This window comes from Bradyrhizobium sp. NBAIM18 (assembly GCF_020193825.1).
In the GTDB taxonomy this organism is placed as follows: domain Bacteria; phylum Pseudomonadota; class Alphaproteobacteria; order Rhizobiales; family Xanthobacteraceae; genus Bradyrhizobium; species Bradyrhizobium yuanmingense.
Map to the genome: position 1 here is coordinate 1 of NZ_JADYVO010000055.1, position 2,758 is coordinate 2,758.

General features: G+C 60.3%; 2 protein-coding genes and 2 pseudogenes. 2 read left to right on the forward strand and 2 right to left on the reverse strand.

Annotation, left to right across the window (positions count from 1 at the left end; all coding sequences use genetic code 11):
- Positions 1–196: 196 nt before the first annotated feature.
- Positions 197–520 (forward strand): annotated as a pseudogene (locus I6F17_RS37340) (IS630 family transposase); the annotation flags it as partial.
- A gap of 8 nt (positions 521–528) precedes the next feature.
- On the opposite strand, the gene I6F17_RS37345 reads toward I6F17_RS37340, so the two are convergent.
- Together I6F17_RS37345 and I6F17_RS37350 are read right to left on the reverse strand one after the other, a co-directional pair.
- Complete coding sequence (locus I6F17_RS37345; RefSeq protein WP_225132280.1) at positions 529–1,302, reverse strand: IS5 family transposase; 774 nt, start codon at positions 1,300–1,302, stop codon at positions 529–531.
- A 48-nt stretch (positions 1,303–1,350) separates the two neighbouring features.
- Positions 1,351–2,133, reverse strand: a pseudogene (locus tag I6F17_RS37350) (IS21 family transposase); the annotation flags it as partial.
- 53 nt (positions 2,134–2,186) lie between these two features.
- Here I6F17_RS37350 and I6F17_RS37355 point away from each other — a divergent pair.
- Positions 2,187–2,447, forward strand: coding sequence for a DUF5372 family protein (locus tag I6F17_RS37355; protein WP_225132281.1), 261 nt, complete (start codon positions 2,187–2,189; stop codon positions 2,445–2,447).
- Positions 2,448–2,758: the final 311 nt, after the last annotated feature.

Sequence of the window (2,758 nt, forward strand, 5' to 3'; positions counted from 1 at the left end):
AGGTCGTCAGTTAGCCAAAGGCCAGCCATGGCAGATCGAGCTCTCAGACGACCAAATCCGTCAGCTTCGTAATCGAGTACGACGCACCAAGCGTTCGAGGAAGGAGGCATCATGAAGTCATCGGCTCGCCGATCAGCGCGTGCCATTGATCGACGGGGAGCTGGCTGGTGACGGTGGTGGAGCGGCGGCCGTAGCGGAGACTCCGCTGATCCGCAGATGGCTGGCTAAACGGCCGCGCTGGCATGTGCACCTGACCCCGACCAGTTCGTCATGGCTCAATCAGGTCGAGCGCTTCTTCGCGCTTCTTACCGATAAGAAGATCAGGCGCGGCGTCTATCGCAGCGTAGCCGCCCTCAGGGCGGACATCGCCTCGTTCATCGAACGACATAACGCTGATCCCAAGCCGTTCCGGTGGACCAAGTCAGCCGACGACATCCTTGCTTCCATGGAGCGCTTCTGCCGTTACAATGCCCCGGTACAACACCATGCGATGTTGCGAACTTCTGGTTCAGGACACTAGAACCTATCTCAAAATCGTCGAAACAGGATCAGCAGGCAAGCGAGCTGGACGAAGCCGAGGAAGTTTTGCGGATAGAACTCCCAGCGGACCAGCAGGCGCCGCCGCCACTGTATCCAGGCGAAGAAGCGTTCGACCAGCCGACGCCGAGTATAACGACGGAGCCTGCGGCCGTCCTGGGTGAGCGACCTCACTCGGTTTGAACGATGTGGCGCGATCATCTCGATGCCTTGTGAGCGCAGTTCATCGTCGAGCGAATCGCTGTCATAGGCGCGGTCGCCGATCAGGTTCTCTGGCTTGGCCTCGATCATGTAGAAGTCGAAGCAGAGCTGTACCAAGCGCACTTCGTGATGGTTCGCGGCATGCGTGCTCACTGAAAGCGGCAAACCGTGGCGATCCACAATCGCCATGATTTTTAAGCCTTTTCCGCGCCTCGTTGGGCCGATCTCTGCACAGCCGCCTTTGGCCATCGCAAAGGTCGCGTCGATGAAACACTCCTCTTCGTCGAGCAAGCCTTTCTCACGAAGTTCGTTGGCTATATCGGTCAGAACGCGCCGCAACACTTCATTGCGACACCAATTCTGAAAGCGACGGTGTACGGTCTTATAGTTCGGATAGCACTGCGGCAGCATGTGCCACTGCGCGCCCGTGTTCAAAATCCAAAGAGCGGCTTCGAGAACCTGACGTGTCGCAATCGGCTTCCGGCCCGGCCGGCCGTCGGCAATGTGCTCTTCCGGAAAGTGTTTCCGGATGCGCTCCCATTGCTCGTCCGTCAACCGAATCATCTTTCCTTTATAGCCGATCGACGCTGATCTTCAATTTTGAGATAGGTTCTAGTTGTAGTAGCGCGGCCCGCGGATGTTGGGATGAAGGACCGGCGCGTTGTCCGCGGGGCGCTTGGGTGAAGGACGCCGATCGAGGTTGTTGGCAAGGATCGATTTGACCGAGCCGTAGGTGCGCGCGCCGATGTCGATCGCCCGCATGGCGGCAGCATCGAGCCGCTCTTGCCCGTAGGATTGGCCGAGCCGGATGATGCCGAGGCAAGCGCGGAAGCCCTGCTCGGGGTGCGCCCGCTCATCGAGGATCAGGTCGCACAGCGCCGCGGTGGCCGGCCCGATCGTGGCGGCCTCCTTGCGAATGCGCTCGATGGTCCAGCCGGCGTAGCGCCGATGACTGGACGCCATGTGTTCCGGCACGGTGGTGTGCTTGTGGTTGCCGCTCATGCGCTGATGCGCGGCGATCCGCTCGCCCTTGTGGAAAATCTCGACGGTGCGGGCGGTGAAGCGCACCTCGACCTCGGCGCGGACGAAGCGATGCGGGACGCTGTAGTAATGCGCCTCGACCTCGACGTGATAGTCGATGCTGACCCGGCAGATCCGCCACTCGGCGAACGCGTAGGGGCTCTCCGGCAAGTCCTTGAGCGCCGGCAGGTCGATCTCCTCCAATAGCTTGCGGCGGGTCACGCCGAGCCGCCGGATCGGCCGCTCCTCGTTGAGCCGGGTCATTAGCTCGGTGATCGCCGCGTTGACCTCGGCGAGGCTGTGGAAGGTGCGGTGGCGCAGCCGCCCGAGCAGCCAGCGCTCGACCATGAGGACCGCCTGTTCGACCTTGGCCTTGGAGAAAGTCGTCGACTGCAGGCCGTGTAGGTACGACCCGCCAAAAGGTACGGATCACTCATCCCTTCCATCCGCTGTGCGGTCGCATGTTCGATCTGATCTGCCGGCAGCGACATTGGGGCGAAGACCGGGTGATCTATGAAGGGCAGAATGGACGACTTTGCACGATTGCGAGCGCCTGGACCGACATCGATCCCGGGGATGAGTTTCGGCTGATTGCCGTGGGTCGAGCAGCCTTTAGGACCGTTGATCTGCTGGCCCTGTGTGATGCGCTGGATCGGCTTGCCGAGGGATTGAGGTCCGACGATGCGTAAAGAGAATTGCGCCGCATATGTAAAGGGAATGACGCCGCTCCACAGCCGCCGAACGAGTTTTACAGTTTAATCGGCCAAATATCAGCATGTGGTGTTGAATTGGGGCTTGATCATCAAGATCTAGAGGCGTATTTATATTTACGACGATTCGAGGCCACGCATGAGGAAGGCCAAAAAACAGGACCCGAAGAGCGCGGCGCTGGCGCAGGACGGCGTCCTCAATCCCGACCCCGAAGCTGTCCGCGACCTGCTGTTCGTCGGCAATCCATTCTTCGATGCCAAGGACTTGGTCCAGGTCCGTTACGAGATGG

Coding starts and splice junctions, on each gene's coding strand:
- I6F17_RS37345 (WP_225132280.1), bottom strand. CDS start 1,302: ATGATTCGGTTGACGGACGAGCAATGGGAGCGCATCCGGAAACACTTT.